The sequence below is a fragment of the Achromobacter sp. CF-sbj1-Ac2-l genome (genome assembly GCF_052698165.1).
Map to the genome: position 1 here is coordinate 2,344,067 of NZ_CP199855.1, position 24,592 is coordinate 2,368,658.

Consider the following 24,592-nt stretch of genomic DNA (forward strand, 5'->3'; position numbering starts at 1 on the left):
GGTGTCGATTTTTGTTTTCCGACCCCTTAGCATTGCGCAACCCAAACGTTTGGGTAAATCGACTGGATGGATCGCAATGACGCTTGAATCCCGGAACTCGCGGTTCCGTTACCGAATTTTCACCATGGTCGTGCTGCTGGCACTGATCAACTACATCGACCGCGGCGCCATGTCCTATGCCGCCGCCCATATCACCGGCGAATATGGCCTGGATCGTGGCGACTGGGGCGCCGTGCTGGGCTACTTCGGTTACGGCTACATGGTCGGCGCGCTGTTTGGCGGCATGCTGGCCGACCGTTTCGGCCCGCGCAAAGTCTGGATCGTGGCCGGGGTGACCTGGTCGATCTTCGAGATCGCCACCGCCTGGGCCGGCGACTTCGGCCTGGCCTTCCTGGGCGGCTCGGCGCTGGCGGGTTTCGCCACCATCCGCATCCTGTTCGGCGCGGCCGAAGGCCCGGCGTACTCCATCATCAACAAGACCATCGCCAACTGGGCCACCCCGCGCGAACGCGGCTTCGTGGTCGGCTTCGGCCTGCTCAGCACGCCGCTGGGCGCGCTGCTGACGGCGCCGGTGGCGGTGGGCCTGCTGAGCCTGACCGGTAGCTGGCGCGCCATGTTCTACATCCTGGGCGCGGCCGGCCTGATCGTGCTGGTGCTGTTCATGCGCATCTTCACCGACCGCCCCGACACCAACCCGCGCGTGTCCCCGGCCGAACTGCGCGAGATCCAGGCGGCGCGCGCCGAGCAGGCGGCGGCCGGGCAGGGCGGCGACGCGCCGGCGCTGCCGTGGTGGAGCTTCTTTCGCAGCAAGACCCTGCTGCTGAACACGCTGGGCTATTTTTCGTTCAACTACGTCAACTTCCTGCTGCTGACCTGGACCCCCAAGTACCTGCAGGACACCTTCGGCTACAGCCTGTCCTCGCTCTGGTACATGGGCATGATTCCCTGGACCGGCGCCTGCGTCACCGTGCTGCTGGGCGGCCGCATTTCGGACATGCTGGCCAGGCGCACCGGCAACCTGAAGATCGCCCGTAGCTGGTTCGCCGCCGGCTGCCTGCTGGCCACCACGCTGTGCTTCCTGATGGTGTCGCAGGCGCAGTCGGTGTTCGCCGTGATCGCGCTGATGACGCTGGCCAATGCCCTGAACGCCATGCCGAATTCGGTCTATTGGGCCGTGGTGATCGACACCGCCCCGGCCAGCCGCGTCGGCACCTTCAGCGGCCTGATGCACTTCTTCGCCAATATCGCTTCGATCCTGGCGCCGACGCTCACCGGCTATCTGGCGGCGCGCCATGGTTATTCCGTGATGTTCGTGGCCGCCTCCGTCGCCACCGCCGTCGGCATGATCGCCATGCTGCAGGTGCGTCCGGGCGTCGGCCCGCGCCTGCCCGCCAATTACCAGGGAGCCACCCGATGAATCCGCAATCGAACCCCATTCCGGCGCTGGCCGTCGAACCCGGCTTTTTCGCGGGCCGCACCGTCGCCGAGCTGCAGGACGCCATGCGCCAGGGCGCGCTTGACGCCGAAGCGCTGGTGCGCCACGCGGCGGCCGCCATCGAGCGCCTGAACCCGCAACTGAACGCCTTCGTGCATGTGGACGTCGATGCCGCCCTGGCCGCCGCCCGCGCGCTGGACGCCGAGCGGGCCCGTGGCCAGGTGCGCGGGCCGCTGCATGGCATCCCGGTCGCCATCAAGGACAACGTCGACACCGGCGACATGCCCACCACCATGGGCGCGGCGCATTTCCTGGGGCACCGGCCGGCCGCCGATGCCGAGTGCGTGGCCTTGCTGCGCGCGGCCGGCGCCATCGTCATCGGCAAGACGCTTACGCACGAATTCGCCTACGGTCCCACCGGCGACCGCAGCGTCCAGGGCGCGGCGCGCAATCCGTGGCGCACCACCCAGATCACCGGCGGTTCCAGCGCGGGGAGCGGCGCCGCGGTGGCCGCCGGCATGGTGCCGCTGGCGCTGGGCACCGACACCGGCGGCTCGGTGCGGGTGCCCGCCGCGCTGTGCGGCGTGGTCGGTTTCAAGCCGACCCACGGCCGCGTGTCGGCGCGCGGCGTGTTCCCGCTGGCGCCCAGCATCGAGGATGTCGGTGTGCTGGCCAACAGCGTCGAGGACGCGCAGGCGTTCATGCAGGCGGTGTCCGGCGGCGCCATCGGCGCTTATGCCGACGCGGCCGATCCCGGCCTGGCCGCGCCGCGCATGATGTGGGTGCCGAACGCGCCGTTCGCGATCGGCGAGGCGGCCGTCACGGCGCGCGTCCGCGCCGCCGCCGAAGGCTTTGGCGGCGAGCTGGTGGATGGCGCCGAGGTCACGCGCCACGCCCGCGCGCTGCAGGCGGCGCTGGGCGCCATCCAGCGTTCGGAAGCCTATGCGGTGCATGCCGAGCGGGTGGAGGACGAGCCCGGCAAGTTCGATCCCGAAGTGCTGGAGCGCCTGCGCGCCTCGCGTCCGGTACAGGGCTGGGAATACGTCCGAGCGCGCAATACGCGCGAGCAGTTGCGGGGCGTGTTCGCGGGCCTGTTCGAGCGGGTCGACGTGCTGGCGTTGCCGGCGGTGGCGATCACCGCTCCGGCGCTGCAACAGCGCAGCGTGGCCGGCCCGGGCAGCGCCGCCGTGCGCGAGACGCTGCTGGGCTTGACCAATCCGTGGAACCTGCTGGGTCTGCCGGCCATCGCCTTGCCGGCCGGCTTCGTCGACGGCCTGCCGGTGGCGCTGCAACTGGTGGCCGCCGAAGGCGCCGACGCGCGCCTGCTGGCGCTGGCGGCGCGGCACTGGCGCCGGCCCTAGACGCCGTTGTCGCCCTGCACCGGGCCGATCGACGTCTCGATATCGACCGCGCGGCGTTTGCCGCGCAGGTCGAACGCGTCCTGCTTGCCGGCGGGATCCGGATCACGAATCCAGAGCTGCGCGGACAGGCCGCCTTTGGCGCTGTAGTCGCCGAACCAGTCCACCACCCGGCCTATGTAGCAGCGCGGGCCGACCTGCACCGTCAGGTCGCCGACCGTCTCGTAGCTGTAATGCCCGGGTCCGTAGCCGTTGTAGGCCTCGCGCTCGTCCCGACGCGTGCCGGCCGGCACCGGGCACAGCGGCTGGCTGCCAGGCGCGTCGCCCTTGGCCGGCCCCGGCGGCAGGCCGGCCAGCGCCCGGGTCAATGCCGCGTGCAGCGCTTCGTCCAGCGTCCTGGCCGCGCCCGTGTCCTGCCGCGTCTGCTGCCGTGGCACCGACAGGTCGTAGCGGTAGCGGACGGTCAGCGTCGGCACATCGCCCACGAGGTGCAGCGGCCGCAATAGATACAAGCGGTCTTCTCCGTAGCTGCCGACCCGGTAGGTGGCATAGACCCGGCCGCGCAGCCGGATCCAGTCGCCCGACTGATTGGCGCCGCGGCCGTTGATCGTGTAAAGCGAGCCGCCGGCGTCCGGCGCGCCGTTGGCATCGGCGGGAACGAAGCGCGCGCCGTCGCGACGCAACGCGCCGATGGCGGAGAACAGGCCGGTGCCGCCGATGTAGGTATCGACCACGAGGTCGCGCTGGCCGTCGCCGTCCAGGTCCAGCAGGGTATAGGAGACGTTGCCGCCTTCGGCGTCGCTATCGGTGTCCAGGCCCGACGCCAGCACGGCGCGCCATTCGTCCTCTGTCACGCCCGGCGGCCGCTGGTCGGGCAGGCGGGCCTGGCCGTCGCCATCCGCGGCGCGCACATTGGCGAACGTGGTCGATTCGGCCCGCGTCGACAACGCCGCCAGCACGGATTCCAGCGGCATCTCCGGGTCCTTCCGGGCGGCAGCGGCCACCGCCTGGCGCAGGTCCTCCAACGCCAGTTTGTCGGTGGCGTCGGGTTGGTAGCCCTGGGCGCGCCGCAGTTGGCCCTGCAATTCGGCCAGCCGGGTCTCGTAGCGCTGGCGCAGGCAGTCGCCATCGGCGCCGCACAGGTCGCGCTGCTTCAGCCAGCCGCGCTGGGTCTGGCGCAAGGCATCGGCCTGTTGCGGCCGGGCCGCGCGCAGCTTGCCGTAGACCGCGCCCAGCTCGGCGTCGAGCCGGTGCAGTGCGGCGTCGGCGCACAGCGCTTTTTCGGTGGGCGTGCGCGCCTGGCCGCAATCCATGCCGGCTGCCGCGGACGCAGCGAAGGGAGTGAGCGCGAGCAGCAGGGCGACGGGCAGCGCGCGCAAACGGAGGAGGGGCACGGAAAACTCCTGTCAGTGACGGGCCGGAGGCGGCCAAGGGCGCATCGTACCGGAGCGCGGGCCCGGGTAATTACGGGAGATTTCCTTTGCTTACATTACACTGTGCGGTGTAGCGTGGTTGATGCCCCTTGCGGCACGGCGCCGCGCAGCCGTTCCGACCCGCCGTTTTTTCCTCCGCCGCGATGATTGATGATCTGGTTCAACTGGGCAAGCTGGTCAGCCTGGGCCTGGCGCTGATGCTGCCGCTGGCCAACCCCTTGACCTCCATGACCATGCTGCTGTCTCTCGGGCAGCACATTCCCTACAAAGAACGCGAACGCCAGATCCGGCAGGCCGCCTGTTATGTCGTGGGCATCATGCTGGTGACGTACTACGCCGGCGCCTGGATCATGGCCACGTTCGGCATCTCGATCCCGGGTCTGCGCATCGCCGGCGGGCTGATCGTGGTCAGCATCGGCTTCACCATGCTGTTTCCGGCGGCGGCCAGCGCCGCCAGCGACGAGCGCGAGGCTGACGTGGCCGCCGATGTCGCGATCCATCGCCAGGTGCCCAATATTGCTTTTGTGCCCTTGGCGCTGCCGGGCACGGCGGGCCCGGGCACCATCGCCATGATCATCAGCGCCGCCTCGACGGTTGGCAGCCAGGCCGCCAGCGAGTATCCCGCCTGGACCATCGCCGTCACGCCGATCATCGTCTTTTCGCTGCTGGGCCTGTTGTTCTGGATCTGCCTGCGTTCGGCCGGCCGCATTGTCGCCCTGATCGGCAACGGCGGGGTCGAGGCCATCTCGCGCATCATGGGGTTCCTACTGGTGTGCATGGGCGTGCAGTTCGTCATCAATGGCGTGCTGGAAATCGTGAGTCAACATGGCGCCGGTGCCTGACCGCGAACGCGCCGGCTGGGCCTGGCGCTGCCTGCGCTTGGCGGGGCGCCTGGCGCTCAGCCTGCTGATGCTGTTCTCGATGGCATGGGCCTGCCTGGCGTTCTGGTATCAGGGGCCGGGGGCCGTCTGGGCCAGGGCGGTGCTGATGCTGGCCTGGGTCGCGCTGGGGCTGTATGCGCTGCTGCGCCTGTGGCATGGCGTTGGCCGTCTGCGGCGCCGGCCGGCGCTGTGGGCCTACCTGTTGGCAGTGATCGCGCTGGCGGCGTGGTGGCAGGGCATCGCGCCCTCCAATGACCGGGTCTGGGCCGACGACGTGGCCCGCACCCTGCGCGGCAGTGTCGCGGGCAGCATCGTCACGCTGGACAATGTGCGCGACTTCAAGTGGCGTTCGGACAGCGACTACACGCAGCGCTGGGAAACCCGGGTCTACGACCTGAACGACCTGCGCTCGGTGGACATGGTGCTGTCGTACTGGGACGGTCCGGCCATCGCCCACACCCTGGTCTCGTTCGGTTTCGCCGATGGCCGCCATGTGGTGTTCTCGGTCGAGATCCGCAAGGAACGCGGCGAACAGTTCTCCGAACTGGGCGGCTTCTTCAAGAAATTCGAACTGAGCGTGGTGGCCGCCGACGAGCGTGACGTGCTCTACGTGCGCGCCGGCCCGCGCGCGGAGAATGTCTACATCTACCCGGTGCAGATGCCGGTCGATGCCATGCGCGAACTGTTCCTGTCGTACGTGCGCACCGCCAACGAGCTGGCCGACACGCCGCGCTTCTACCATACGGTCACCGCCAACTGCACCACGCTGGTCTATCGCATGGTGCGGGCCATCGTGCCCGGGCTGCCGCTGGACTACCGCATCCTGTTGTCGGGCTACCTGCCCGAATATCTCTATGAGCAGGGCGGACTCGATACTCGACAGCCCCTGCAGACGCTGCGTGAACGCGGCTTTGTCGGCATTCCGCCGATCCTGGGCGAAGACTCGATCGGTTTCTCGCGGTCGATCCGGCGCCACCTGCGCGCCGAACCGGCGGGAGGCACGCCATGATCTCGCTGCGCGCCGTATTGTGGCTCCTGTCGGCGGGCGTGCTGGTGTTCCTGCTGATGCGCACGCCCGGCGTGCGGCTCTATGACGCCATTGCCCGCCGCCTGCGCGGCCGGCGGGCCGGCCAGGCGCCGCGCGATCCGCGCCCGCAGGGCAAGGGCGCCCAGGCCCGGCGCGCCAGCCAGGCGCGTCAGCCGGGGTAGGGCCGCGCCAGCGCCTGTCCCGCCAGCGACACCAGCGGCGGCAGCACGAACGCCCACAATCCGATCGACACGTGCAATAGCGCCGCCGCGCCGCAACCGATCGCGAACGCCAGCACAGCCCGTCCCATGCGCCCCATGCGGCGCTTGACCGCTTCGTCGGCCTGGCCGCGCGCGGCGTCCGCCAGATCCAGCATGATCTGCGTGGTGGTGCCAGTCATCAGCGTCGAGGGCGGCGCCGCGCCCAGGTGGACGCGGTGCACCGCGTTCTGGATCGACATCGCCAGCACCAGCGTCATGCCGGTGGCGAACAGCCCCCAGCTATCACCCATCGGAAACGGCCCCAGCGCCAGGGCCAGCGCGGCCGCCACGCACAGCAGCAGCGTCTTGGCCGTGAGCAACCGCATGAACGCCGGCTTGCCCGCGTCGCGTCGCGCCTGGCCATACAGGCGCGCCAGGAACACGCCCAGGCAAAACATCGGCAGGGCCGCCAGCTTGGTCCAGGCGCCCGAGGCGCCGTTGCCGAGCGCGTAGCCGATGGTCACGAAGTTGCCCGTCACGTGCGCGGAAAACAGGCCGTGCAGCGCGATGAACCCCAGGGTGTCGACGTAGCCCGCGTTCAGGCTCAGCAGCAGCGGCAGGCGTTCGCCGGCGGGAGCGGCAGGGGGAGCGGCGGTGGCGGGCGCGGGCATCGGTGTTCCATCCGGGTGACGGCAGAGTGCCTACCGTTGTATCGCAGTTGCGGCGTTCACGCACGCAGGACGATGTTCCGATGACGCCGGTGATGCGCCCGGGCCGGCGATGGCGCGGGGCGTTCAGAACCAGTACTTCGCCGCATAGATCACGGTCATGGCGGCGCCCGTGACGATCACGAACGCCCGGATGGCCGAAGCCGGCAGGACGCGTATCAAGTGGCCGCCCAGGTAGCCGCCCGCCAGCGCGCCGGCCAGCATGCATAGCGTGGCCGGCCAATGCACCGAACCCTGCACGATGAAGATGACGATTGCCGCGGCGGTGACAAACGTGGCCAGCAGGTTTTTCAGCGATTTGATGGCGCGCAGGTTTCCGGGATCCGTGATGGAAATCACCGCGGTCAGGATCACGCCCAGCCCGGCGCCGAAAAAACCGCCATACACGGAGGCCAGCGCGATCGGCAGCACGCCGCGCGCGGGGCCGTCCTGCGCCTGGCCGCCGCGTCGGCGCGCGCTCCAGGCCTGCACCTGGGGCGCAAAGGCGAACAGCAGGGTGGCGAACGCGATCAGGGCCGGCACGGGCAGGATGAAATAGGCGGGGGGAATGGCAAGCAGGATGAATGCGCCCAGCGCGCCGCCCGCGGTGGTGGCGATGGATAACAGCCAGAAGCGCCGATCGGGAGCGGGCAGATTTTCACGATCCGCCAGCGCCGCGAGGATATGGCCGGGTGAGATGGCGACCGCGCTGGAGGCATTGGCGATGACGGGCGGCAGGCCCGCCGCCACCATCGCGGGAAAGGTAATCAATGTGGCGCCGCCCGCCAGCGCATTGATGACGCCGCCCAGCGTGCCCGCGCCGGCCAGCAGTGCCGCGATGGTCCACTCCATGCCCACACCTCTTCGTTAAACAATGTTTATGGTCCATATAATGGACCAAAATATCGGGTGAAATTTATTATTGCCTATTTTCTGCGTGGGTATAGAATGCTCGAAAATTAAACAATAAATAATGGTCCAATATATGGACCATATTGAAACTCCGGCGACGCCTTTTAGCCGCCCCCGCAAGATCGCTGTCACTCCCCAGGATGGCGCATGCGGCCGGATCTGCATCGGCTTTGCGTGTATCCCGTCCTGATCGCTGGTTTCCAACTCCGTCCCCGGAGTTGTTGCGTGTTCACCTGTCTGGCCCTGCGGGCCATCACCGTTGAATCAGGAGGGAATCTCGATGGATGTGAGCTTCATGGCGTTTTCCCGGTTGGCATTCGGGCATTGGGAGGGGCAACCCTTGTATGCCCTGGCCGATCTGGGGATTGCCCAGCGTTTGACCGAACCCCGTACCTGCGCCGAGCTGGCTCGGGAAATCGGTTGCGAATCCGAGCCGCTGGAACGCTTGCTGGACTGCGCGGTCGCGCAAAAGCTGCTGGCATGCGACGGCGAGCGCTACGCCAATACCGATCTCAGTGCGCGTTTCCTCACCGAGGACAGCCCCGAATCCCTGTTGTGCTGGCTGCGCGTCATGGCGCGCTGGAAACAGCCCTGGACGCAACTGGCCGAGGCGGTGCGGCGAGGCGAGGCGGTGGACAACCAATCCAAGTGGCTGGGCGAGGACCCCCAGTTCATGCGCGATTTCATCCTGGGCATGCACCAGTTCGCGTCCCGTTCCGGCCCCGCGTTCGCGCAGGCCCTGCAAGACGTGCCCATTCGCCATCTGGTGGATGTGGGCGGGGGCGCGGGCACGTATTCGATTGCCTTGTGCGCGGCGCGGCCCGATGTAACCGCGCAGGTTCTGGATCTGGCGCCGGTTGTCGAGATCACGCGCGAAACCGTGCGCGCAGCCGGCCTGGCGGACCGCGTGAGCGCCAAGGTGGCCGATTATCGGCAGGACGGCTTTGGCGAGGCGGCCGACGCGCTGCTTTTTTCGAACGTGCTGCATCAGGAGAGCGCGCAGGTGTGCCGATCGATGCTGGACCGCGCAAGGCAGGCATTGCGCCCGGGCGGAACCTTGCTGGTGCAAGGCTACTTCCTTGCCGAGGACCGGCGCGCGCCGTTGTTCACCACCTTGCACAACCTGTCCGCGCTGGCGCTGTGGGACGGCGGGCGCAGTTGGACGGTGGGCGACATGCAGGCGCGGATCGCGGGTGCGGGGTTTGAGCGCCAGGCCGTGCTGCGCCAGGAGAGCAGCGGGTTCTGCCTGCTGTCGGCCGTCAAGGTCTGACGCGTTATCCACCTATTGAACCGGAGTCCCTATGTCCACACAGACCGTCACCGATACCGAAGCCGAAGTGATCGCCTGGCTGAAGGAAAACCGCAATGCGCAGGTGGAGGGCATCAAAGAGAAGAACCTGATCGAAGAGCGCATCCTGGACAGCATGCAGTTCCTGGATTTCATCATGTTCCTGGGCGAACTGGTCGGGCGTGATGTCTCGACCGCCATCACCGTCGACGACCTGCGCACGGTGGATGCCATCGTCAACTTCGTCCAGGCACAGCGCTAGGCCGAGCGAGGAGCGCACCATGACATTCGACTACTCAAGAATCGAACGCCTGAAGACGCTATCCAAGGGGCGTTCGCATGATCCCTACGAGCGTTTCGAGTGGCCCGCCCGTATCCCGGATGACCAGCCCTGGTGCAGCAATGACTTGCTCACCACCTATGGAACGCCCTTGCAGGAGCAATTGGACGCCGCGCAGCAGATACGGCTCAGCAAGTGGGAGGCGGTCAATTTCTTCAGCCTGAACGTGCATGGCATCAAAGGGGTGCTGGGCTTTGTCAGCCGCTGCATCTATGAAGAGCGCTATGCCGATGTCTCCGAATACCTGCATGTCTTCATGGGCGAAGAGAATTTCCATATGTGGTATTTCGCCAAGGCCTGCCTGGATTATGCGGGAAAGATATATCCATCCATTCAGTTGCAGGGCGATGCGCAGGCCGCCACGCCAGAGCTGGACGACTTGTACATGTTCGCCAGCACGCTGATCTTCGAGGAGTTTGTCGACTACTACAACCATAAGGTCGGCACCACGGACGGCATCACCGAGATCCTCAAGCAGATCAACTACCAGCACCATGTCGATGAGTCCCGCCACGTGTCCTTCGGCCGGGAAATGGTGCCGCGCCTGTATCGGCTGGCCTTGGAGCGCAGCGGCGATCCCGACGCGACGCGGGCGGAGGTGGCGCGCACGGTAACGAATATGTTCCGGTACTTCATCAGCCTGATGTACAACCCCGCCGTCTATGATGATGCCAAGGTCTACGAGCCGCTGGGGTTTCGCAACGGCAACGCCATGCGCAACGCGCTGCGGTCGCATCCGGCGCGCAAGGCCATCCACGAGCAATGGTTCAAGCGTAGCGCCGCCTACTTCACCAAACAGGGGCTGGTGACGGACTTGAATCTGGCTGCGCTATAGGCGGAGGCTCACCATGGCGCGGATTGCCAGCAGTCCCGAGGTGGAGGCGTTTTTTGGCGCGTGCTTGCCTGTCCTGCAGGCCGGCATGGGCGGCGTGGCGCAGCCGGAACTGGCGGCCGCCGTGTGCGAGGCGGGCGCGTTCGGCATGATAGGCCTGTATCGCCACACGCTCGACGAGATCGGCGCGTTGCTTGCGCGCACGGCCCAACTGACCCGCGCGCGCTTCGGCGTGAATCTGGTGCCCTTCGTACTGGACGCGGACGCGTTGCTGGAGCGGCTCGCCTTTCTGGCGGACCGTCCGGAGCGGCCGGTCGTGACCTTCTTCGGCCTGCCGGATGCGACCGTGCTGCGGGCCTTGCCGGCCGGCATGGAATATGGCGTGCAAGGCGGGACCTGGGACGAGCTGGAAGCGGGGTTCGATGCCGGCGCGCGCTTTGGCGTGTTGCAGACGACGGAGGCGGGCGGCCATCACCTGGGCTCGACTCCGCGCGGACAGGCGCTGGACCAGGCCGGCCGCCATGGCGTCGACAGGCGCATGGTGTTTCTAAGCGGCGGCATCAGCAACGCGGCGGAGTTGCGCCAGGTGGTGCAGGCCGGATTTTCCGGCGCGCTGTGCGGCACCGTATTCGCGGCCGCCCGGGAGTCCGCCGCGCACGAGCGCTACAAGCAGGCGATCGTGAACGCCACGCCCGGCGATACCGTGGTCACCGACCGCTTCAGCATCGGCTGGCACACCCATCGCCACCGGGTTATCCGCAATGCAAGTTGCGAGCAATCGCTGCCGGCCAGTGTCATCGGTTCTGCGCATTACTTTGGCAAGCGTTATCCCATTCTGCGTTACAGCGTTGCGGTACCCACCGTGCACACCGAGGGTTTGATCGAGGAAATGGCGTTGTATTGCGGCACGTCCTGCAAGGACACGCATTCCATCCGAACCGTCCGCCAGGTGCTGGCTGACCTGACGGCGTAAGGCCGGGTCGTGCACGCATCCACTCAAGTGCTTTCAGGGATTTTCAGGAGATTTGATCGTGATCATCGAAAAGCAATGGCACCGGGTAAAGAACGTGCTGCAGGCCAAACTGGACGACATATTCTCGATTGCGCCCGACGCCACCACCGAGTTCGACAGCTTGCTGGCCCATGAAGAGATCAATGCGCTGGGTTACGTGCGCAATTTCCCGCATCTGACCTGCGTCATGTGCTCGATAGAAAAGGGCGAGTTGCTGGGGTTCGCGCGCGGCCAGCGCAAGCTGGACCAGGATTTCAAGGCGCTTTGCGCCGACGTGGCGCTGTTGCCGGCCACCTGCTACAAGGTCTACCTGGGGCTGCAAGGGCAGCACCTCGAAGACGCGCGGGTGGAGTCCTGCATCGCGCGCTGCTTCCGGCACGAGGACAAGGCGCTGGATCGTTACCGCGCTTTCAACTTCACCATGAAGGAATACGTGTACCTGGGCACCGCGCAGGGCGCGCAGGCGCACCTGGAAGCGGGGTACGACCGCCTGTTCTCCCTGTTCGCGCAACTTGGGATCAGCGCGGGTTGTGAAGAAGCCAACGATCCCTTCTTTGATTCCGGCAGCGCCGTGGCGCGCCTGTCGGCGCTGACGCCCACCAAGCGTGAGCTGGTGTTCGACGGCCACGCCGTGTCGTCGCTGAACTATCACCGCAACTACTTCGGAGAAAAGTTCGATATCCGCCTGGCCGACAGCTTCGTGCATACCAGTTGTGTCGCGTTTGGGCTGGAGCGATGGATCTCCATGTTCAAGGATCGTTTCGGCAATGCGGCGGATGCGCTCGCCGCGCTGGAGCGCGCCTAGATGGATGGCCCGACGCTACAGGCGCAGGCGCTGTTCGAGACGGGACAGCAGTTCACGAAAACCTGCATGGTCGATGCCGCCGCAAGCGCATTGAACTATGGAGGAGATCGGGATGTGCTGGCCACCCCGGTGATAGTCTATTGGATCGAGTCTTACGCGACCGAGTGCATCCGGCTGGCGGGCGACGGGCGCTGCGGGTCGGTCGGGCATGCGGTCAGCGTGCGCCACGTTGCGCCCGCGCACCCGGGCAGCGCGGTGCGGCTGACGATCACGGTGGAGGCGATGTTCGGCCATTCCCTGCGGTTCAGCGCCCGCGCCGTGGCGGGCGAGGCCGACACCCTGATCGCGACCGGCACGCATGACCGCACCCTCGTCGAACTTTGACGTCACGGTAGTGCTGGGTCGTCCCGATCCGGTGCTGGTCGGGCGGGCCGCGCGCGCCCCGATCCTGCGCACCCGGTTGGGCAAGCCGTACCTTCCCGGCCTTGCCGGTTTCGGCGTGAGCCACAGTGCCGGCGTGCAGGCGCGGCTATATGCCAATCGCAAGTATGTGGGCATTGATATCGAGCATCTGGACCGGCCCGATCTGGCCGCCCGCCAACGCCGCCTGGCGGCTTGGCTGGCGCGGCGGGACCTCGTCGTGGTGGACTTCCTGGCCGGCTGGGTCGCCCGCGAGGCTTGCGCAAAAAGCGTGGGGCTGGGGCTGCTGCACGCGCTGCCGCGCTTGTCCATCGCCTGGGTCCGGCCTTGCGGCCAGGACGGGGCGCAAGAAATCGGCCTGGTATTGAGCCGCTGGCGATTCGTCGCGCGGTGCGAGCGTGTCGGCAGGGTGCTGCTATGTGTGGGTTACCGGGAGGAATATGGCAAGCCCGCCATATCCTTGCTGCAGCCCGGCCTTGGCGCAGCCGGCGCCGTGGCCGGTAGTCCCGTGGTCGGTAGTCCCGTGGCCGGCAGCCCAACGGCCGCCAGCCTTTCAGTCGTGGGGACTGGCCGGATCCTGGGCGCTGGCCGGAAATAGTCAGGCCAAGCGACCAAACAAAAACAGCGCCTTAAGGCGCTGTTCCGGACTTGCCCAGATCACTCTGGAGATTGAATTGGTGGAGCGGAGGAGGATCGAACTCCCGACCTTCGCATTGCGAACGCGACGCTCTCCCAGCTGAGCTACCGCCCCAAATCAAGCAAGAGCGCAACTATACAGGAATTTCCGCGCGCCGTGCAAGCCGGCGCGCAAGATTTTTGGCTCAATCGAACGTCAGCGTGGCCACCACCGGCGCGTGGTCGGACGGCTGCTCGTTGCGGCGCGGCTCCTTGTCGATCACGCAGGCGGTGCAGCGCTTGACCAGCGGCGCCGACAGCAGGATGTGGTCGATGCGCAGGCCGGCGTTGCGGCGGAACGCGAATTGGCGGTAATCCCACCACGAAAACGATTTCTCGGGCTGCTCGAACAGGCGGAAGGAGTCGGCCAGACCCAGGTCGATCAGTTCGCGCAGCGCCTGGCGCTCGGGTTCGGAGACCAGCACCTGGCCTTCCCATTTCTCGGGGTTGTGCACGTCCTCGTCGGCCGGCGCGACGTTGTAGTCGCCGAGCACCGCCAGGCGCGGGTACTGCTTGATCTCGTCGGCCAGCCAGGCGCGCATGGCGGCGAACCATTCGAGCTTGTAGGCATACTTGTCGGAACCGACCGATTGGCCATTGGGGCAATAGGCGCAGACCACGCGCACGTCGCCGTCGGCGCTGGGGAAGGTCAGGGCCAGCACGCGCTGCTGCGGGTCTTCGTAGGTGGGCAGGTTGCGAACCATGGACGTGCCTGGCACGCGCGACACGATGGCGACGCCGTTGTAGGTCTTCTGGCCGGCCCAGACGGCGTGGTAACCGGCTTCCTTGAAGGCATCCTCGGGAAACTTGTCGTCGGTCAGCTTCAGTTCCTGGATGCACAGCACGTCGACGGGATTGGCGCCCAGCCAGTCCAGCACTTGCGGCAGGCGCACGTTCAGGGAGTTGACGTTCCAGGTGGCTAATTTCATGGGGGGAATGCAGTTTATCGTTGCGGAAGGTGGGAGGGATTCTCTAGGAAATCTTGGTTTCCGGCTACTGGCCCGGCCACGCTCGTCATGCGTGCCTAGGCCGGATGCTTGGCCTGGACGACGAGACGCACGCCCAATGCCTTGCATACCTTGGCGATGGTGTCAAAGCGCGGGCTCGCGCCAGCGCGCAGGGCCTTGTATAGCGATTCTCGGCCAATGCCAGTCGTCTCGGCAATTTGCGTCATGCCACGAGCGCGCGCGGCAACTCCCAGCGCCTGGGCAAGCTCACTGAAGTCTCCGTCCTCGATCACCTGCGTCAAGTAGGCGGCGATGTCCTTGTCGTCGCGCAGGTAACGCGCGGGGTCGAAGGTGGGCAGTTCGGAAACCTTGATCGTTTTCTTGCTCATGATTGGTCTTCTTCGTCGTTTCTCAGGGCCCGCGCCAATTCCTTGGCCTGTTTGACGTCACGGCTTTGTGTGCCCTTGGTGCCGCCACCCAGCATGACGATCAGCACATTGCCCCGTTCGACGTAATACATGCGCCAGCCGGGGCCAAAGAACTCGCGCATCTCGCTCACGCCCTCTCCGACCGGTTTCACATCGCCCAGCAAACCCCGTGCGGCCTTTTCAAGCCTGCGGATCAGGCGGGCCCGCGTAGTCGGGTCTGTCAGGGTGTCGAACCAAGCGTCGAACTCTGGCAGCGGCTTTATGTGGTACATGGGTAGTGTATTCGATCGGATACTTTTTTGACAAGCGGATCGGCGAAGTGATGCCGGTGCCTGACCTGCACGAGATGCCTGCGGGTAGCGCTCGAATGAGTCGCGTACCACTGGAAGGTGTGGCCAATGCGCGAGCCAAGGCATTGAACCTGCGGGTGACTAATGCCCTGTCGGCAGTCTAGCAACGGAAGCAGTGAGTTTTGGCGAGTCGTCCCTTCTGGGCGTCCGAAACCGTGGGAAGCGTTGACGGGCAGCGCTTCACGCATGGTTCACTCCTTTCTGTAATTTGCGCGAACAAAAGGCGGGTTCCGTTCAAACCGGAAAGCCACCGCATCCGTATAAATTATTATCAATTTGTATAATTTAAAGAACGCCAATATCCGACTTTTATCGGAAGTTCCGCAGTCCTCAAAAGAGAACAAAACAATGGCAGAACAACAGCAGGGCCGGCAGCCTGCGATATCTCAAGCCCCGCGAATACTAGGGTTCTGGCGCGCCGTCGAGGCGTGCGTCCCGCAAAAGGCCGAGAAAGCCAATCCCTCCCACCTCACCGAGCCTGTCTACCGGTTGCGCGCGGACGAGTCCTTGCCCTGGTTCGATCCAAAACACCGGGCCAAACGCATTGCGCCGCGCCTTGCCTGGCGCTACACGCTGCAGGCGGGGCTCTACGAGATCGAGCGGTTTGCGGCATTGCTGGAAGTCAAGGTTGGTTCGCACGAGGATGTATTCGACGAGCGCCGCCCCAGTGGCCAAGGCCGCCTCTTTGACCTGGCTTTCGACGAAGACGGCTATCCTCTGCCACAGAGTTTTGTGCTGTCCCTGGCATGTTGGGCTGCAGGGCAGATCCTGCATTACCCTGACGGCATCGCGGTGCTGGAAGAGGGCGGCAGGATCGTCACCGCCGGCTTGCCAGAGGCCAATCCCGAGATCCCGAGCCCGAACAGCGGCTATGCGGGCTTCGACATGCTGGTCCGCCGGCTTATGCAGTGGCTCGTCGGCGCCACGGCCGCGGCGCGAGAGAAAAAAGCGCCGCCCACCCGTGCCTGGCTCGATGCGTTGAGCGGGCGCATTGCCGCCCTTTGTCTACTGCCCGAGGGGATGATCTCCTCGACCCACGCCGCCAAATGCGTCCAGGTCAAGAGAGCCGACGCGACGGGAGATCAGGGCACGTCCGATCCCCAGCCGGGCGATGATCTGCTGAATAGTTTCTTTGTGGGCGATCTCAACGCGCTGCGCCGAGCCTGGGTCGATGGCAATGTCGGGAAAGGGCTGGCCGAATATATCCAGGCGGCGGCAAAGGTGGATCCTGCGCGCGTGGATCTGCGCGAGGCTCATGGAGTGGCGACTGCCTTCGCGGCGTTGAATCCTCCGGCTTTTCCTGCGGGAAGTTGGCCTTCGGATCATCCGCTTGCGTTCAGCCAGCAACTGGCCGTCAACGAACTGTGGCGCCAGCTCGAAGCCAAGCCTGGAATTTTTGCGATCAATGGACCGCCGGGCACGGGCAAGACCACCTTGCTACGCGATGTGGTGGCGGCGGTTGTCACGGCGCGCGCGGCGCACCTTGCCCGGTTGGGAGGGCAGGCCTTTGCCGGGCGGACGACAAAGAAACTGGGTGAATTCTGGTGCAACTATCGACCGTTGCACGCTGACCTGAGCGGGTTCGCCATCGTTGTGGCCTCGGCCAACAACGGCGCGGTGGAGAACATTTCGCTGGAACTGCCTGGCGTCAAGGCCGTACCCGCCGATGCGGCCGGGCGCAGTGCGCATCCGGATGGTTATTACCAGTGCCTGGCCGGCAACGTCCTGGGCAATGCCGCCTGGGGCCTCCTGGCCGCGCGCATGGGATCGAAGGCCAACCGTGGCGCGTTCATGAACAGCTTCTGGTGGAAGAATCCCCCTGGCGTCTATTCCAGGAAAAATCAGCCGGACGCGCAAGACGATCCCACGCAAGCGGCGCTTCTGGCTCGATGGGACGCCAATCCCTTTGTCGAGGGCGGGGAAGGGCTGCGCTATCACCTGAGCCGGATCATCGACGGCGGACGCAAGCCGGTGATCGGTTGGGCACAGGCCGTGGCCCGGTTCGAACAGGCGCAGGAGGCCGAACGTCAATGCCGAAGCGTCTTGGAGGCGAACGCGAAACTTCCGGAGGCCGTCGTCAAGGCGCGCGCTCAGGCCGAGGAACTAGAGCGTGGCGCGCGAGCTATCGAGGTCGAACTCGCGGCGCGACAGGCCGCGCTGCCGACGCTACGGGAGTGCGTCGACGACCTGCAAGCGCGGATGGCCGGCGCGCTTAAGCAGTGTGCGGCGGCACAAGCTGAATTGGCCAGCCACGATCGGGCCAGGCCTGGATTGCTGATCTGGCTTTCGACCTGGGGACGCTCGCACCGGGATTGGTGGAACAGACGCAGCCAGATCGATGCTCAAGTCAGGCAATCCAGGGCCGATCACGATGCCCTGGCCGCGGAGTGCAAGAAGGCCAAGGCGGCTCATCAGGATGCGGCCGGTGGGGACGAGAAGCTTAGGACAGCCTTGCGGCAAAAGCAGGTCGCTCATCAGGAGGCATTGGACCGGCTTGACGCTGCCAGGCATGCATGTCTGCAGGCAATGCAACGCTTGGGGGCGTACTGGCCGCAATCCAGCGCCGATGACGCCGCCCGCGAATTGTCTTCGCCCTGGTCAACGCCGGCTTGGCGCCGCGCGCGGCAAGATCTGTTTCTGGCCGGATTGGATGTGCATCGCGCTTTCATCGAGTCACATCCCCAGGAGATCATCGACAACCTTGGCTTGGCCTCGAACTGGCTCCAAGGTAAGGGCATGCCTGAAGACATGGCGCGGGTGGCGCTCGGTAGCCTCGCGCTCGTGGTGCCGGTGATTTCCACGACCTTTGCCTCGATTCCTCGCATGTTCCATTCGCTTGGCCGGGAGTCGATCGGCTGGCTTTTGATCGACGAAGCCGGCCAGGCGCTGCCACAACAGGCCGCCGGCGCCATTTGGCGCTCGGCGCGCACCGTCGTGGTGAGCGATCCCAACCAGCTTGAACCCGTGCTGGGCATGCCGGCGGCGGTCGAGGGCGCACTGGCTCGGCACTATGAAGTACCTCGGGATTGGTGGCCCAGCTTCACATCGGCGCAGTGCCTGTCGGATCAGAGCATGTCGATGGGGACCTGGCTGCCTGGCAAGGAGAACGGGAAAGTCTGGGTCGGTTCGCCTCTGCGTGTACACCGCCGTTGCGATGATCCGATGTTTTCCATCAGCAACGACATTGCTTATGACGGGCTGATGGTTCAAGGGAAATCGCCGTCCGCCCATTCGTGGCCGCATTGCCATTGGATCGACGTACGCGCGCAAACCAGTGTGGGCAATTGGGTGCCCGAGGAAGGGGAGGCTGCCAGGAAGCTATTGCGGTCGTTGCAGGCTGAGCATCAGGTCGCGCCCAAGGACATTTTCCTGATCTCGCCGTTCAAGGATGCGGCGACGCAACTGCGCGCGATGGCCCGGATGCTGGGACTCGATCCTGCCAAGACCGGGACGGTGCACACGACCCAGGGCAAGGAGGCCGAAATCGTTATCCTGGTGCTGGGCGGCAACCCGCAGCGCCCGGGGGCCAAGGATTGGGCTGCGCAAAGCCCCAACCTGCTCAATGTGGCGGTCAGCCGGGCCAAGGCCCGGCTGTATGTGATCGGCGATCGCGCCGCTTGGGGCCAACGCCCCTATTTCCGCGTTCTTGACCAGCGCCTTGGTATCGGCAGCGAGCCGCCCTCGCATTAACCACATTCGTCGACGCGACGCGGCCGCATCACCCCTTGACCAGCCCTCCATCCACAATCAAATTCTGCCCCGTCACCGCGCGCGACCACGGGCTGGCGAAAAACAGCACCGCGTCGGCGAACTGTTCGGGCGTGGTCACTTCGCGCAGCGGCGTGCTGGCGGCGATCAGGTCGAACACCGCGGCCGGGGTGGCGGCCGAGGCGTCGGTGGTGCGCAGCAGCCCGCCGGACACCATGTTGACGGTGATGCCGTCCGCCCCCAGCTCGTGCGACAGCGTGCGCGTGAACGCCAGCAGAGCGGCCTTGGCCGCGGTGTAGTCGTGGTACGGCACCACCGGGTTCTGGACCAGGTTGGTGCCGACGTTGATGATTCGGCCGCCGCCGGCGGCGCGCATCGACGGCAGCACGGCCTGGGTGGTGTTCAGGGCGGCGCGCACGCTGCCTTCCAGTTGCGCGTTCATGCGCGCCCAGTCGAGCGTGTCGGCGTGGGGGCGGGCGTCGCCGTCGAACTGGAAGGCGGGCAGGGCGTTGTTGACCACGGTGCCGACCGGCCGGCCGAAATGTTCGCTGGCGCGCGCCACCATGGCGGCGACGGCCTCGCCATCGCGCACATCGGCCTGCACGGCCAGCGCGCGGTCCGGGGCGGTGGCGGCCAGTTCGCGCGCCGCGGCGTCGCTGTTCAGATAATTGATGACCACCCGCGCGCCTTCTCGCAGAAAGGCGCGGGCAATGGCCGCGCCCAGGCCGCGGCTGGCGCCGGTGACGATGACGAGTTGCTGGTCCAGGGGGAGGGGAAGGCTGGGCATGGTGGGAATCAGGCGGAAATCAGGCAGTGAATCGGGTCAGGAAAAATGCGGTGGCGCCGGACGGACCGCATGAGCCGCCGCGCGGACGGGGCAGCGCCGGCGCCGCCTCAATGTTCCGAGCCGCTGTTGAGCATGCGGCTGCGGGCTTTTTCGATATGCGCGCGCATGATGTTGCGGGCGCCCTCGGCGTCCTGTTCGCGGATCAGGCGGTAAATCTGGCGGTGTTCGTCGATGGCGGCGCGGGTGCGCTTCCAGGGTTCGCTGTGGACCAGGTGGCGCATCATGTTGACGGCGTGGCTGACGTCGTACTCCAGTGATTTGAGCACCTGGACGAAGCGCTGGTTGCCGGTGGCCGCCGCGATCGCGCGGTGAAAGCCATAGTCGTGATGGTGGGCGATGGCGCCGGCGGCGTCGGCGGCTTCGTAGCCGGCCAGCATGCGGTCCATTTCCAGCAGGTCGTCGTCGGTGCGGCGCAACGCGGCCAGGTAGGCGCATTCCGGTTCGATCACCATGCGCAATTCCAGCCCTTCCAAGATGTGGCCGACGCGGCGCGCCGGGTCGACGGCGGGCATGCCGCCCATCAGGTCGGGCTTGGCGCGCACGTAGCTGCCCGAGCCGCGCACCGACTCGACCAACTGGTCTTCCCGCAGGCGGTCCAGCGCCTGGCGCACCACCGGCCGCGATACCTCGAACAGCGCGGCCAGTTCCAGTTCGGTCGGCAGCTTGGCGCCCGGCGCGATCTTGCCCGTGGCGATGGCGTAGAACAGGCTTTCGTAGACCCGTTCGGCGAAGCGTTCGGCGCGCACGTAGCCCAGGCCCGAGGCCACTTCGGCCAGGACCTCAAGTTCCGGCCGCGGCCGGCTGGCCGCGGTGAGCAGCTTGTCCAGCTGCGGATCGCGCACTTTGCTCATTGACTTGCTCCCATGGCGCGGGCGCCGGGTTTGTTCGGTGTCATGACAAATCTGACCAGGCGTCCCGCCGTGGGACGAACGCCTTATGGTTTTGAAATCCTAGGGATAACCCGAGTTGGACGAAAAATATCCTGAAGCGTGGGACGAAAGCTGTCAATTCAATTGACAAATTGTGGGGCGCTCCCTTACCTTGGATGGATCCGCAGCACCCCCATAACCACACCGCGCGCCACCGACGCCCGGGTGGCGCGATCCGGCTTCGCCGGCCGCGCCAGGAGACCCCCGCATCCGCGCGTTCCGCAATCGGCCAACGGCCGCTACTTTACTCCGCACACCGTGACTCAGAAGAACTTTATCGCCAACCAATGGGTGCCCGCCGCCAGCGGCGAAACCATCCCCGTGCTGAACCCTTCCGATGGCAAGGCGTTCGATGCCATCGCCCGCTCGGGCGAGGCGGATGTGGACCGCGCCGTGGTCGCCGCGCGCGCGGCCTTCGAGGGCGAGTGGGGCCAGATGGCTCCGGCCGCCCGCAGCCGCCTGCTGATGCGCATCGCCTTCGCCTTGCTCGATCGCCAGGAAGAACTGGCACAACTGGAATCGGCCGACGCCGGCAAGCCGATCAAGCAGGCCCGCGCCGACGCGGCCGCCGTGGCGCGCTATTTCGAGTTCTATGCCGGCGCGGTCGACAAGCTGCACGGCGAGACCATTCCCTATACCCCGGGCTTCACCGTGCTGACCGTGCGCGAAGCGCATGGCGTGACCGGCCACATCGTGCCGTGGAACTATCCGCTGCAGATCTTCGGCCGCAGCGTCGGCGCGGCGCTGGCCGCGGGCAACGCCTGCGTGGTCAAGCCGGCCGAGGACGCCTGCCTGTCGCTGCTCAAGGTGGCCGAGATCGCCGCCGAGGTGGGCCTGCCAGCCGGCGCGCTGAACATCTGCACCGGCTACGGCCACGAGGCCGGCGCCGCCTTGTCGGCGCACCCGGGCATCGACCACATCTCGTTCACCGGCTCGCCGCAGACCGGCAAGATGGTGGCGCACGCCGCCGCCGAGAACCACGTGCCGGTGACGCTGGAACTGGGCGGCAAGTCGCCGCAGATCGTGTTCGATGACGCCGACCTGGACGCCGCCATGCCGGTGCTGCTGGCCGCCATCATCCAGAACGCCGGCCAGACCTGCTCGGCCGGCAGCCGCGTGCTGATCCAGCGCGGCGTCTACGAGAAAGTGCTGGCGCGCCTGGGCGAGGCGTTCTCGGCCACCGTCACCGGCCCGGCCGCGCAGGACCTGGACGTCGGCCCGCTGATCAGCGCCCGCCAGCACGACCGCGTGCGCGGCTTCCTGGCCGAGGCCGAAGCCGAGGGCCTGAAGGTCGCCGCGCGCGGCAAGCTCAAGGACGGCGCGCCCGACAGCGGCTTCTACCAGCCGCCGGTGCTGTTCCGCGACGTGCCGCCCAAGAGCCGGCTGGCGCAGGAAGAAGTGTTCGGCCCGGTGCTGGCCGCCATGGTGTTCGACACCGAGGAGGAAGCGCTGGAAATCGCCAACGGCACGCTCTACGGCCTGGTGGCCGGCGTCTGGACCCGCGACGGCGGCCGCCAGTTGCGCCTGGCGCGCAAGCTGCGCGCCGGCCAGGTGTTCGTCAACAACTACGGCGCCGGCGGCGGCGTCGAGCTGCCGTTCGGCGGTTCGCGCCAGTCGGGCTACGGCCGTGAAAAGGGCTTCGAGGCGCTGTACGGCTTCACCACCCTGAAGACCATCGCCATCCGCCACTGATCCGGCGGCGGCCGGGCGTGCCGCCCCGACAGGGGCGGGCGCCCGGTGGCAAAATATCGGTTACCTTTGATGTTTTGCCAGGGGCGCCACGCCCCATATCCAGGATCAGCATGTTCACCGGTATTGTCCAAGGCACCGCGAAGATCGCGAAAATCGCGGACCGCGAAGGCCTGCGCACGTTTACGCTGGCGTTTCCCGACGGCTTCTGCAAGGACCTGACGGTCGGCGCCAGCGTCTCCACCGACGGCGTCTGCCTGACGGTCACCGAAATCCTCGACGCCAACCAGGCCACCTTCGATGTCATGCTGCAAAGCCTGGCCATCACCACGCTGGGCAGCTACCAGGAAGGCGACCGCGCCAACGTCGAGCGCGCCGCCAAGGATGGCGCCGAGATCGGCGGGCATCCGCTCTCCGGCCACGTCGATTTCACCTCGGAAGTGGTGATGGTGAAGTCCTCGGACACCAATCGCCTGATGCGCTTCAGTATCCCCGAGGCCTTTCGCAAGTACGTGTTCCCCAAGGGCTACATCGCCATCAACGGCGCCAGCCTGACCGTGTCCGAGGTCAACCGCGCCGAAGGCTGGTTCGAAGTCTGGCTGATCCCCGAGACCCGCCGCATGACGGTGTTCGAGGACAAGCAGGTGGGCGACCACGTCAACATCGAGATCGAGCGCAGCACCCAGGTGGTGGTGGACACCGTGCGCGAGACGGTCCAGGAAAGCCTGGGCAAGCTGCAGCCGCTGCTGGAAGCCATTCTCAAGGAAAAAGGGCTGACGCTGGAAGATTTCGTCAGCCCGCAGGGCAAGCTCAAGTAGGACGCGGCCGTCCGCGTCCCATCCGCGTTCCGTTCAAGACCAGGCCGCGAATTCAAGCCGCGAATGCCGGCCCCATCGGCTTGATGCGGATGCCCGGTTGCAGCCGGGTCCAGGGCAGGTCGGCGGGATCGGCCTGCATCGGGCCCGGGGCCTTGGCCACCAGCACCTCATGCGCGATGGGCTGGAAGTCGGCGCGGAAGTGCACCGAGCTTTTCACCACCAGGATCGCCATCTCCTCGGGCTGCACGCCGCCGACGCGGAACAGGTTGCGGTCCAGCATCTGCGACTTGGTGGCGCTGACCACCACGCGCACGCCGCCCAGGCGCAGCCCGGCCACCGCCTCCAGGTCCACGTCCATGCCGTTCATCATCGGGCCATCGAAGCGCAGTTTGCCCGGCGACAGCGTCTCGACCACGAATTCGCCCTCGAACGGCGCGTCGCCGGCCACGCCGGACTGGCCGCCCAGGCGCAGCTTCACCTTGCTGCCGATGCCGGCGGCGGTCGCCTGGCGCACGGCCTCGGGATCGTAGAACAGGCCCAGCGCGGCGTTCTGCGCGTCGGCCTCGACCAGCGCGCGCAGCATGCCGGTGGTGTTGGCGTCGCCACCCGCGCCTGGATTGTCCTGGGTGTCGGCGATGACCACGGGGCGCGACGCGCCCGCCGCCAGCGCCTGGGCCCGCTTGACGGCGTCGGCCGGCGCCAGGAAGTCGGGCGACCATTGCGGTTCCAGTTCCAGCACGCGCTGGTACAGCGCCTCGGTCACGCGTTCGACCGCGTCGGCGTCGGTGCCGTAGGCCCACACCACCGGGCCGCATTCGGGAAAGTCGGCCGCGGGAAAGCCCGGCGCGAACGAGATCGAGGCCACGCCCGGCGTCCGCTCCAGGCGTTCGAGTTCTTCGTACACGCCCTGCGACGGCTGCAGCATCGTGCACATGCCGTTGATGGGGATCAGGAACGGCAGCCGGCGTTCGGCGCGCACCCACTTGTCGCCGGCCGCGACGCGCGCGGCCAGCAGGCGCGCGGCGTGCTCGCCGGTCACCGCCATGTCCACGTGCGGGTAGGTGCGGAACGCGGCCAGGCCGTCGGCCTCGCGCAGCATCCGCACGGTGACGTTGGCGTGCAGGTCCAGGCTGCCGACCACCGGCACGCCGGGGCCGACCAGCGCGCGCACCCGCGCCAGCAGTTCGCCTTCGCCGTCGTCCAGGTGTTCGGCCACCATGGCGCCGTGCAGGTCCAGGTAGATGGCGTCGAAGCCGCCGGCGCGCGCCGCGTCGACGATCTCGCCGGCGATGCGTTCGTAGGCGTCGCGGGTGACGTGGGCCGACGGGCTGGCGCCGGCCCAGATCACCGTGCGCACGGTGTGGCCCTGCGCCAGCGCGGCGTTGATGAAGCCGCCGGCGGGGATGTTGACCTCGCGCAGCGCCAGCATGTCCTCGCCGCGCACCATGGCGGGAAAGCCCTCGCCGCGCACGAAGTTCTCATAGGCCGCCTTGGACGGCGCGAAGGTATTGGTCTCGTGCTGGAAGCCAGCCACCAGAATGTGCATGATCG

The 24,592-nt window shown here is 66.7% G+C and carries 24 protein-coding genes and 1 tRNA gene; 15 read left to right on the plus strand and 10 right to left on the minus strand.

Annotated elements, in window-relative coordinates:
- Positions 1-76 precede the first annotated feature (76 nt).
- Both ACUDCK_RS10740 and ACUDCK_RS10745 read left to right on the plus strand, forming a co-directional pair.
- Positions 77-1,417: an MFS transporter gene (locus ACUDCK_RS10740; RefSeq protein ID WP_064523665.1), complete on the plus strand. Its 1,341-nt coding sequence runs from the start codon at positions 77-79 to the stop codon at positions 1,415-1,417.
- Complete coding sequence (locus ACUDCK_RS10745) at positions 1,414-2,796, plus strand: amidase (protein ID WP_175168129.1); 1,383 nt, start codon at positions 1,414-1,416, stop codon at positions 2,794-2,796. The genes ACUDCK_RS10740 and ACUDCK_RS10745 overlap by 4 nt, the downstream gene beginning before the upstream one ends.
- Here the strand turns inward: ACUDCK_RS10745 and ACUDCK_RS10750 are convergent.
- Positions 2,793-4,187, minus strand: coding sequence for a lysozyme inhibitor LprI family protein (locus ACUDCK_RS10750; protein WP_244976959.1), 1,395 nt, complete (start codon positions 4,185-4,187; stop codon positions 2,793-2,795). The two genes, ACUDCK_RS10745 and ACUDCK_RS10750, sit on opposite strands and share 4 nt — an antisense overlap.
- Before the next feature lie 182 nt (positions 4,188-4,369).
- Here ACUDCK_RS10750 and ACUDCK_RS10755 point away from each other — a divergent pair, with 182 nt between their 5' ends.
- Genes ACUDCK_RS10755 through ACUDCK_RS10765 form a run of 3 tightly spaced genes read left to right on the plus strand, consistent with a single transcriptional unit; the run spans position 4,370 to position 6,316 of the window.
- Positions 4,370-5,068: a MarC family NAAT transporter gene (locus ACUDCK_RS10755; protein WP_080977447.1), complete on the plus strand. Its 699-nt coding sequence runs from the start codon at positions 4,370-4,372 to the stop codon at positions 5,066-5,068.
- Positions 5,052-6,116 (plus strand): Lnb N-terminal periplasmic domain-containing protein, encoded by a 1,065-nt coding sequence (locus ACUDCK_RS10760; protein ID WP_175168130.1) that lies wholly within the window; start codon positions 5,052-5,054, stop codon positions 6,114-6,116. The genes ACUDCK_RS10755 and ACUDCK_RS10760 overlap by 17 nt, the downstream gene beginning before the upstream one ends.
- A complete protein-coding gene (locus ACUDCK_RS10765) occupies positions 6,113-6,316 on the plus strand; it encodes a hypothetical protein (RefSeq protein ID WP_175143074.1) in 204 nt (67 codons plus the stop codon). Before ACUDCK_RS10760 ends, ACUDCK_RS10765 begins: the two co-directional genes overlap by 4 nt.
- Here ACUDCK_RS10765 and ACUDCK_RS10770 read toward each other — a convergent pair.
- Entirely contained in the window at positions 6,304-7,005 is a 702-nt protein-coding gene (locus ACUDCK_RS10770; protein ID WP_047992824.1) for a YoaK family protein, read from the minus strand. The two genes, ACUDCK_RS10765 and ACUDCK_RS10770, sit on opposite strands and share 13 nt — an antisense overlap.
- Before the next feature lie 123 nt (positions 7,006-7,128).
- Positions 7,129-7,893, minus strand: coding sequence for a sulfite exporter TauE/SafE family protein (locus tag ACUDCK_RS10775; protein WP_006386411.1), 765 nt, complete (start codon positions 7,891-7,893; stop codon positions 7,129-7,131).
- A gap of 340 nt (positions 7,894-8,233) precedes the next feature.
- Between ACUDCK_RS10775 and ACUDCK_RS10780 the strand changes: the two genes are divergently transcribed.
- Genes ACUDCK_RS10780 through ACUDCK_RS10810 form a run of 7 tightly spaced genes read left to right on the plus strand, consistent with a single transcriptional unit; the run spans position 8,234 to position 13,248 of the window.
- Complete coding sequence (locus ACUDCK_RS10780) at positions 8,234-9,223, plus strand: methyltransferase (RefSeq protein ID WP_144655095.1); 990 nt, start codon at positions 8,234-8,236, stop codon at positions 9,221-9,223.
- Between the two features lie 31 nt (positions 9,224-9,254).
- The gene (locus ACUDCK_RS10785; RefSeq protein WP_054504092.1) at positions 9,255-9,503 is read left to right on the plus strand and encodes an acyl carrier protein; all 249 of its coding nucleotides are present in this window, start codon (positions 9,255-9,257) and stop codon (positions 9,501-9,503) included.
- A 19-nt stretch (positions 9,504-9,522) separates the two neighbouring features.
- Positions 9,523-10,416 (plus strand): diiron oxygenase, encoded by an 894-nt coding sequence (locus ACUDCK_RS10790; protein WP_064523684.1) that lies wholly within the window; start codon positions 9,523-9,525, stop codon positions 10,414-10,416.
- Between the two features lie 13 nt (positions 10,417-10,429).
- Positions 10,430-11,386, plus strand: coding sequence for an NAD(P)H-dependent flavin oxidoreductase (locus ACUDCK_RS10795; protein ID WP_175168131.1), 957 nt, complete (start codon positions 10,430-10,432; stop codon positions 11,384-11,386).
- A 58-nt stretch (positions 11,387-11,444) separates the two neighbouring features.
- The gene (locus tag ACUDCK_RS10800) at positions 11,445-12,230 is read left to right on the plus strand and encodes a hypothetical protein (RefSeq protein WP_175168132.1); all 786 of its coding nucleotides are present in this window, start codon (positions 11,445-11,447) and stop codon (positions 12,228-12,230) included.
- On the plus strand, positions 12,231-12,614 hold the full coding sequence (locus ACUDCK_RS10805) for a thioesterase family protein (RefSeq protein ID WP_054504096.1): 384 nt from the start codon (positions 12,231-12,233) through the stop codon (positions 12,612-12,614). It abuts the gene before it with no gap.
- Positions 12,589-13,248, plus strand: coding sequence for a hypothetical protein (locus tag ACUDCK_RS10810; protein ID WP_175168133.1), 660 nt, complete (start codon positions 12,589-12,591; stop codon positions 13,246-13,248). Before ACUDCK_RS10805 ends, ACUDCK_RS10810 begins: the two co-directional genes overlap by 26 nt.
- A gap of 77 nt (positions 13,249-13,325) precedes the next feature.
- Here ACUDCK_RS10810 and ACUDCK_RS10815 read toward each other — a convergent pair.
- The 4 genes from ACUDCK_RS10815 to ACUDCK_RS10830 all read right to left on the minus strand — a co-directional run bounded on the left by ACUDCK_RS10815 (position 13,326) and on the right by ACUDCK_RS10830 (position 14,972).
- A tRNA-Ala gene (locus ACUDCK_RS10815) sits at positions 13,326-13,401 on the minus strand.
- A gap of 70 nt (positions 13,402-13,471) precedes the next feature.
- A complete protein-coding gene (xth, locus tag ACUDCK_RS10820; RefSeq protein WP_054504098.1) occupies positions 13,472-14,254 on the minus strand; it encodes an exodeoxyribonuclease III in 783 nt (260 codons plus the stop codon).
- Positions 14,255-14,349: 95 nt separating this feature from the next.
- Positions 14,350-14,661, minus strand: a complete 312-nt coding sequence (locus ACUDCK_RS10825) for an addiction module antidote protein (RefSeq protein ID WP_054504099.1) — start codon at positions 14,659-14,661, stop codon at positions 14,350-14,352.
- Complete coding sequence (locus ACUDCK_RS10830) at positions 14,658-14,972, minus strand: type II toxin-antitoxin system RelE/ParE family toxin (protein ID WP_054504100.1); 315 nt, start codon at positions 14,970-14,972, stop codon at positions 14,658-14,660. The genes ACUDCK_RS10825 and ACUDCK_RS10830 overlap by 4 nt, the downstream gene beginning before the upstream one ends.
- Positions 14,973-15,398: 426 nt before the next feature.
- Here ACUDCK_RS10830 and ACUDCK_RS10835 point away from each other — a divergent pair, with 426 nt between their 5' ends.
- Positions 15,399-18,740 (plus strand): DEAD/DEAH box helicase, encoded by a 3,342-nt coding sequence (locus tag ACUDCK_RS10835; protein ID WP_175168134.1) that lies wholly within the window; start codon positions 15,399-15,401, stop codon positions 18,738-18,740.
- 28 nt (positions 18,741-18,768) lie between these two features.
- On the opposite strand, the gene ACUDCK_RS10840 is transcribed toward ACUDCK_RS10835, so the two are convergent.
- Together ACUDCK_RS10840 and ACUDCK_RS10845 are read right to left on the minus strand one after the other, a co-directional pair.
- The gene (locus ACUDCK_RS10840) at positions 18,769-19,545 is read right to left on the minus strand and encodes a 3-oxoacyl-ACP reductase (RefSeq protein WP_064523701.1); all 777 of its coding nucleotides are present in this window, start codon (positions 19,543-19,545) and stop codon (positions 18,769-18,771) included.
- Positions 19,546-19,652: 107 nt separating this feature from the next.
- Entirely contained in the window at positions 19,653-20,456 is an 804-nt protein-coding gene (locus ACUDCK_RS10845; RefSeq protein ID WP_064523704.1) for a FadR/GntR family transcriptional regulator, read from the minus strand.
- A gap of 336 nt (positions 20,457-20,792) precedes the next feature.
- Here ACUDCK_RS10845 and ACUDCK_RS10850 point away from each other — a divergent pair, with 336 nt between their 5' ends.
- A complete protein-coding gene (locus ACUDCK_RS10850) occupies positions 20,793-22,226 on the plus strand; it encodes an aldehyde dehydrogenase family protein (RefSeq protein ID WP_054504103.1) in 1,434 nt (477 codons plus the stop codon).
- A gap of 110 nt (positions 22,227-22,336) precedes the next feature.
- Complete coding sequence (locus ACUDCK_RS10855) at positions 22,337-23,041, plus strand: riboflavin synthase subunit alpha (RefSeq protein ID WP_175168135.1); 705 nt, start codon at positions 22,337-22,339, stop codon at positions 23,039-23,041.
- A gap of 52 nt (positions 23,042-23,093) precedes the next feature.
- Here the strand turns inward: ACUDCK_RS10855 and ACUDCK_RS10860 are convergent, their stop codons facing one another.
- Positions 23,094-24,587 carry a M81 family metallopeptidase gene (locus tag ACUDCK_RS10860; protein ID WP_175143078.1) on the minus strand — a complete coding sequence of 498 codons (1,494 nt, stop codon included), beginning with the start codon at positions 24,585-24,587 and terminating at the stop codon, positions 23,094-23,096.
- Positions 24,588-24,592 lie beyond the last annotated feature (5 nt).

Coding starts and splice junctions, on each gene's coding strand:
- ACUDCK_RS10745 (WP_175168129.1), top strand. CDS start 1,414: ATGAATCCGCAATCGAACCCCATTCCGGCGCTGGCCGTCGAACCCGGC.
- ACUDCK_RS10775 (WP_006386411.1), bottom strand. CDS start 7,893: ATGGAGTGGACCATCGCGGCACTGCTGGCCGGCGCGGGCACGCTGGGC.
- ACUDCK_RS10860 (WP_175143078.1), bottom strand. CDS start 24,587: ATGCACATTCTGGTGGCTGGCTTCCAGCACGAGACCAATACCTTCGCG.
- ACUDCK_RS10760 (WP_175168130.1), top strand. CDS start 5,052: ATGGCGCCGGTGCCTGACCGCGAACGCGCCGGCTGGGCCTGGCGCTGC.
- ACUDCK_RS10810 (WP_175168133.1), top strand. CDS start 12,589: ATGACCGCACCCTCGTCGAACTTTGACGTCACGGTAGTGCTGGGTCGT.
- ACUDCK_RS10845 (WP_064523704.1), bottom strand. CDS start 20,456: ATGAGCAAAGTGCGCGATCCGCAGCTGGACAAGCTGCTCACCGCGGCC.
- ACUDCK_RS10830 (WP_054504100.1), bottom strand. CDS start 14,972: ATGTACCACATAAAGCCGCTGCCAGAGTTCGACGCTTGGTTCGACACC.
- ACUDCK_RS10840 (WP_064523701.1), bottom strand. CDS start 19,545: ATGCCCAGCCTTCCCCTCCCCCTGGACCAGCAACTCGTCATCGTCACC.
- ACUDCK_RS10805 (WP_054504096.1), top strand. CDS start 12,231: ATGGATGGCCCGACGCTACAGGCGCAGGCGCTGTTCGAGACGGGACAG.
- ACUDCK_RS10790 (WP_064523684.1), top strand. CDS start 9,523: ATGACATTCGACTACTCAAGAATCGAACGCCTGAAGACGCTATCCAAG.
- ACUDCK_RS10835 (WP_175168134.1), top strand. CDS start 15,399: ATGGCAGAACAACAGCAGGGCCGGCAGCCTGCGATATCTCAAGCCCCG.
- xth (WP_054504098.1), bottom strand. CDS start 14,254: ATGAAATTAGCCACCTGGAACGTCAACTCCCTGAACGTGCGCCTGCCG.
- ACUDCK_RS10780 (WP_144655095.1), top strand. CDS start 8,234: ATGGATGTGAGCTTCATGGCGTTTTCCCGGTTGGCATTCGGGCATTGG.
- ACUDCK_RS10740 (WP_064523665.1), top strand. CDS start 77: ATGACGCTTGAATCCCGGAACTCGCGGTTCCGTTACCGAATTTTCACC.
- ACUDCK_RS10825 (WP_054504099.1), bottom strand. CDS start 14,661: ATGAGCAAGAAAACGATCAAGGTTTCCGAACTGCCCACCTTCGACCCC.
- ACUDCK_RS10785 (WP_054504092.1), top strand. CDS start 9,255: ATGTCCACACAGACCGTCACCGATACCGAAGCCGAAGTGATCGCCTGG.
- ACUDCK_RS10795 (WP_175168131.1), top strand. CDS start 10,430: ATGGCGCGGATTGCCAGCAGTCCCGAGGTGGAGGCGTTTTTTGGCGCG.
- ACUDCK_RS10765 (WP_175143074.1), top strand. CDS start 6,113: ATGATCTCGCTGCGCGCCGTATTGTGGCTCCTGTCGGCGGGCGTGCTG.
- ACUDCK_RS10755 (WP_080977447.1), top strand. CDS start 4,370: ATGATTGATGATCTGGTTCAACTGGGCAAGCTGGTCAGCCTGGGCCTG.
- ACUDCK_RS10855 (WP_175168135.1), top strand. CDS start 22,337: ATGTTCACCGGTATTGTCCAAGGCACCGCGAAGATCGCGAAAATCGCG.
- ACUDCK_RS10770 (WP_047992824.1), bottom strand. CDS start 7,005: ATGCCCGCGCCCGCCACCGCCGCTCCCCCTGCCGCTCCCGCCGGCGAA.